The sequence below is a fragment of the Burkholderia sp. Bp8986 genome (genome assembly GCF_003854225.1).
In the GTDB taxonomy this organism is placed as follows: Bacteria; Pseudomonadota; Gammaproteobacteria; order Burkholderiales; family Burkholderiaceae; genus Burkholderia.
In genome coordinates this window covers 1-5845 of record NZ_QTQM01000090.1, presented here as the reverse complement: position 1 = coordinate 5845, position 5845 = coordinate 1, and the positions used below count along the sequence as shown (strand labels likewise).

Genomic DNA, 5845 nt, shown 5'->3' with positions numbered 1-5845 from the left:
CTCTCCTGACGTCCTTAAAGTCAGGCGTCAGGTTACGCAATCGCTCCCAAACCCTCCACGGTTTCCTGCGATGAACCTTTTTTTAACAGTTCATTGGCCTTCTTCAGGATGTCGCGTTCGAGTTCCAGCTGCCGTATGTCGCGTCGAAGCGATTCCAGCTGCTGCTCCAGTTCTGCCGGCTCAGGGGCCGATGCCAGATTCTTATGGCGTTTCATGGATGCCGGAGCCTCTCGACCGAGTAGCTTATTTTTCCAGTTGTATAGCGTCGGCCTGCTCACGCCTATCTTTTCCGCGATCACGCGTGCACCTTCGTCTCTGGTGCACAGCTCAATGACCGCTGCCTGCCTCAACACTGGCGACGACGGCACATTCCGAGCATTGCTGACAAGACGTTTCCGAATATCGGGGCATAGCTCGTAGACCCACGCGGCCAGCACTGCGCGACACGGATACCCCAGTGCTCTCGTGGTCCCGGCAAAATTGCAGCCATGACTCAAATAATGCTCGACCGCGATCTGCTTCTGTTCGGTGGAGTAACGTGGCCTGGAGCGGCGATAGCCCGCCGGCAAATCGCCAACCTCAACGAACGCACGGTACCACCGTGCCAAGTTCTTGCGCGAAGGATATCCCAGCTCGCGAATAGTTGCCGCTGCGCTCCTGCCGTACTTGATGTAGAGCTGAACCGCTCGAACGCGGTCTTCGTATGAATACATGAACTACCTCCAAGGTAGTCCAAGATTTTGTCCGCACCCCCACCCACGTTGCATCGGCGATACGTCGCGACACCCCGGACGTTTCAGCGCTGAAACATTTCTCGAGGCCGGGCCCAGCGCCCCGCTTGCGCCACGGCGACGGTTCGCCCCCGCCCTGCTGCCCTGCCATCTTGATCCGCGCACGAGAGCGTGAGCGCCGCCGCGCACGTCCGCAACGCCACGCGCATTCATTCGTATCAGATCCGAAACCAAATCGCCATTCGCGCCGGCCGGCCGGCTCGCGCAAGCACGCACCGCCGTGCTGCGCGCGCCCACCACCCCATCTGGCCCGCTACTTGCTGTTGCTCCGACGTAAGGCAGTAGTCGACAAGCAGTCGCACCAAGCGACGGACATCGAACGAACAACATCGGGGTAGCGCATGAGCAAAACAAAGCGCTTGACGGCGGGGATATCCGCGCCGGGGGGACTGCCGCACCAGTCCGACCGTCACCTGCGTGGCGGCGTACTGTAATGCACGCCGCCACGACGGAAGCCGCGGCGGGCGCGGCAGGCGCGCGTGCATGGGAGCTGCCCCACGGATCGGGCATCGAGGACGATCCGCTGCTGGGCTGCCTGCTCGTGTTGACGCGGCTGTTCGACCGGCCCGTGGGCGCCGACGCGCTCGTGGCCGGCCTGCCGCTGGCCGGCCAGCGCCTGACGCCGGCGCTGTTCATCCGGGCAGCGGCGCGCGCGGGCCTTTCCGCCAAATTGGCCCGGCGCGCGCTCGACGACATCCCGGACGCGGTCTTGCCCGTCGTGCTGCTGCTGAACGACGGGCAGGCATGCGTGCTGGTTCGCAGAAACGCGTCCGGCACCGTGCAGGTGATCCTTCCCGAAACCGGCTGCGGCGAGGCAGCGCTCGCCCCGGCCGAGCTCGCGCAACGCCATGCCGGCCTCGTGCTGTTCGCGCGCCCCGCCCACCGGTTCGACGCGCGCGACGCGGAAAGCGCCGTGCCGCGCCCGCGCAACTGGTTCTGGGGCGTGGTCGCGCAGTCGTGGCCGATCTACGCGGAAGTGATGCTCGCGTCGATGCTGGTCAACCTGTTTGCGCTGGCCATGCCGCTGTTCACGATGAACGTTTACGACCGGGTCGTGCCGAACCACGCGCTCGAGACGTTGTGGGCGCTGGCGGCGGGCATCGTGCTCGTGATCGTGTTCGACGTGGTGATGCGCACGTTGCGCGGCTATTTCATCGACATGGCCGGCAAGAAGATCGACGTGATCCTGTCCGCCAACCTGTTCGAAAAAGTGCTCGGCATCCGGATGGCCGCGCGCCCGCCGTCGGTCGGCGGATTCGCGTCGCAGATCCAGGAATTCGAAGCGGTGCGCGATTTCCTCACGTCGGCCACCGCGGCGGCGCTGATCGACCTGCCGTTTTCGGTGGTGTTCATCGCGGCGATGTTCTGGGTCGGCGGCGGGCTCGGCTGGCTGCCGCTGATGGCGCTGCCGCTCGTGATCGGCGCGGGCGTTGCCGTGCAGGGGCCGCTCGCGCGGGCCGTGCAGGCCAGCCAGCGCCACGCGAGCCAACGGCAGGCGCTGCTGATCGAAACGCTGGTCGGCCTCGAAACGATCAAGGTCAACGGCGCGGAAGGGCCGATGCAGGCCCGCTGGGAGCAGTTGCTGGGCGAGATCGCGCGGCTCGGGCTCAAGTCGCGCCTGCTGTCGGGATGCGCGGTCAATTTCGCGATGTTCTCCCAACAGGTGGCCTATCTCGCCGTAGTCCTGTGCGGCGTCTATATGATTGGCGACGACCGCCTCACGACCGGCGGCCTGATCGCCTGCACGACCCTGACGGGCCGCGCGCTGGCGCCGATGGGCCAGGTGGCGTCGCTGCTGACCCGCTACCACCAGTCCCGCAGCGCGCTGGCGTCGATCAGCGGCGTGATGAACCTGCCCGGCGAGCGCCCGGCCGACCAGCGCTTCGTGCACCGGCCGGCGCTGCGCGGCGAGATCGAATTCCGGAACGTCGGCTTCGCGTACCCGGGCCAGAGCGGCACGTCGCTCGACGGCGTGTCGTTCCGCATCGGCGCGGGCGAGCGCGTCGGCATCATCGGACGCGTCGGCTCGGGCAAGACCACGATCGAAAAACTCATCCTGGGGCTCTATCCGCCCGCTTCCGGCAACGTACTGATCGACGGCGTCGAGCTGCGCCAGTACGATCCCGCCGCGCTGCGGCGCGGGATCGGCCACGTGCCGCAGGACGTGATGTTGTTCAACGGCACCGTGCGGGACAACATCGTGCTGGGCGCGCCCGGCGTGGACGACGACACCGTGCTGCGCGCCGCGCAGGTCGCCGGGGTCGCCGACTTCGTCAACCGCTTGCCGAACGGCTTCGATCTCGCCGTCGGCGAGCGCGGCGAAGCGTTGTCCGGCGGACAGCGTCAAGCGGTCGCGATCGCCCGCGCGATGTTGCTGTCGCCGCAGGTGCTGTTGCTCGACGAGCCCAGCAGCGCGATGGACAACCGGTCCGAGGAACTATTCAAGGCGCGGCTCGCGGCCCGCCTCGAGGGCCGCACGCTGCTGCTCGTCACGCATCGCCCGTCGCTGCTCACGCTCGTCGACCGCCTGATCGTGATGGATCAGGGCCGCGTCGTCGCCGACGGCCCGAAGGACCAGGTCCTGGCCGCGCTTGCAGGGAGGACGCTCCATGTCGCTGCTGGCTGAACCCGACGGCGCGGATACGCCGACGATGAACCGCGCCGCGGCGCTCAAGGCGCTGGTCGCACGGATCGGCGCGGCCCTCAGGCCGCGCGCCGACGATACGGCGTTCATGCGCGAACGCTGCGCTGCGGCAATGGAAGGGCCGCGCTATTTCAGCCACTGGATACTCTGGGCGACGCTCGCCTTCTTCGTCGTCGCCCTCGCCTGGTCCGCGTTCGCCGAAGTGGACGAAGTGACCGTCGGCGAAGGCAAGGTGATCCCGTCCAGCCGGGTGCAGGTGGTGCAGAACCTCGAGGGCGGCATCGTCTCCGAGATCATGGTGCGCGTGGGACAGGTCGTGCAGAAAGGCCAGCCGCTGATGCGCATCGACGATACGCGCTTCACGTCGTCGTACAAGGAAGGACAGGCGAAGGATGCCGCGCTGCTTGCCCGGATCGCGCGCCTCACCGCCGAGGCGAACGGCGCCGCGTTCGTCGCACCCGATCGGCTGGCGCAGACGAGCCCCGGCCTGCTGGACGAAGAGCGCTCGCTGTTCGCATCGCGCCAGCGCGAATTGCAGGCCAATCTGGACGTGCTCAGGCAACAGGCCGAACAGCATCGCCAGGAGCTCGCGGAGAAACGTTCGCGCCAGGCGCAGCTGCAGCATAGCTATGGCCTCGTCGCGAAGGAGCTGGCGCTGACGAGCCCGCTCGTGCAGAAAGGCGCGGTATCCGATGTCGAAGTCCTGCGGCTCGAACGGCAGGCCAATGACATGAAAGGCGACCTCGACGCGACGCGGCTGGCGATGCCGCGGCTGGAAGCCGCCTATCGCGAAGCGCGCCAGAAGATCGACGAAACGACCGCGCACTTCCGCGCCGACGCGATGAAGGAGCTGAACCAGGCGCGCGCCGAACAGTCCGCGCTGAGCGCGGCCAATGTGGCGCTCGAGGATCGCGTCACGCGCACGCTGGTGCGGGCGCCGCTGAAGGGCATGGTCAAGCAGATCAAGATCAACACCGTCGGCGGCGTGATCCAGCCGGGGATGGACCTGCTGGAGATCGTGCCGCTGGACGACACGCTGCTGATCGAAGCGCGCGTGCGGCCCTCGGACATCGCGTTCCTGCATCCGGGGCAGGACGCGACGGTCAAGCTCTCCGCGTACGACTTTTCCATCTACGGCGGCTTTCCGGCCGTCGTCGAGGACATCAGCGCCGACACGATCGTGCCCGACCGCCCCGGCGAGAAACCCGACAGCTACTACCGCGTGCTGGTGCGCACGCGGCAGAACAAGCCGAGCGGCCGCAGCCAGCCGGTCGCGATCGTGCCGGGCATGATCGCGACGGTCGACATCCGGACCGGCCGCCGGACCGTATTGCATTACCTGCTCAAGCCCGTCATCAAGACCAAGGAAATGGCGTTGCGCGAGCGCTGATACGAAGACCGATTTGCAGATCCGCGGGCGAGCGCCGCATGGGGCGGCGAAATGCCTGCATCAATACACATCAGACAGGACGGGGAGCACGACATGGCGACGACTTCGAACGGCACCGCGGTGTCCATCAGCAATACGCCGCAGGCACAAGACGATGTGTTCATGTCGGCGCAGACAGGGCTCACCGACAATGCACTCACCACCGTCTACCTGAACGTGATGGCGAACGATCTCGGTGGCGCGGCCAAGACGCTCTACTCGCTCGACTCCGGCACCGAAGCGACCGTCGCGCTCGAGCAGACCGCGCTGCTGACGCAGGACACGGCGAGAGCCGAAGCCGTGAGCATGGATTACAGCGCGCACGGCGCGCACATCTGGGTCACGTCGGACGGCAAGGTCGGATACGATGCGAGCCATCTCGATGCGTCATGGCTGTCGAACAGCTTCAATACGCTCGGCTACGCGCAGGACAGCTTCACGTACGCCATCCGGTTGGGCAACGGCACGCTGAGCTGGGCGACCGCCTATGTCGATATTGCACCGCCCGCCCCTGTCGTCGCGCTGGCGCACGACACGGGCAGTTCGGCCACCGACCACATCACGTCGGACTGCACGCTTTCGCTCGGCGGGATCGCACACGGCGCGACCGTTCAGTACAGCACCGACAACGGCGCGCACTGGAGCACCAGCTTCAGCGCGGTCGAGGGAACGAATACCGTGCTGGTCCGGCAGGTCGACATCGCCGGCAATGCGTCGGCGGCGGCGTCGTGCTGTTTCACGCTCGATACGGCTGCGGCTGTGGCGCCTGGTGTGGCGCTGGCGGTCGATTCGGGCAGTAGTGCTGTTGATCACGTCACGAATGTCGGTACGCTGAATGTGACCGGGGTTCAGAGTGGCGCGACCGTGCAGTACAGCGTCGATAATGGTGCGCATTGGAGTACCAGCTTCGGGGCGGTCGAGGGTGTGAACAATGTGCAGGTGCGGCAGGTTGATGTCGCGGGCAATGCGTCAGCGGCGACG

Annotated in this window: 3 protein-coding genes and 1 pseudogene; 3 read left to right on the top strand and 1 reads right to left on the bottom strand. The window is 66.5% G+C overall.

Going from position 1 to position 5845, the window contains the following annotated elements; all coding sequences use genetic code 11:
• Nucleotides 1-74: 74 nt before the first annotated feature.
• Nucleotides 75-713, bottom strand: a pseudogene (locus DID99_RS35605) (transposase); the annotation flags it as partial.
• A gap of 511 nt (nt 714-1224) precedes the next feature.
• Between DID99_RS35605 and DID99_RS35600 the strand changes: the two are divergent.
• From DID99_RS35600 to DID99_RS35590, 3 genes are all read left to right on the top strand, one after another.
• A complete protein-coding gene (locus DID99_RS35600) occupies nt 1225-3417 on the top strand; it encodes a type I secretion system permease/ATPase (protein WP_124668643.1) in 2193 nt (730 codons plus the stop codon).
• Nucleotides 3401-4825 (top strand): HlyD family type I secretion periplasmic adaptor subunit, encoded by a 1425-nt coding sequence (locus DID99_RS35595; protein ID WP_124570421.1) that lies wholly within the window; start codon nt 3401-3403, stop codon nt 4823-4825. The genes DID99_RS35600 and DID99_RS35595 overlap by 17 nt, the downstream gene beginning before the upstream one ends.
• A 93-nt stretch (nt 4826-4918) precedes the next feature.
• Nucleotides 4919-5845, top strand: a 927-nt coding sequence (locus DID99_RS35590; protein WP_221623074.1) for an Ig-like domain-containing protein, incomplete at its 3' end; no start/stop codon positions are given.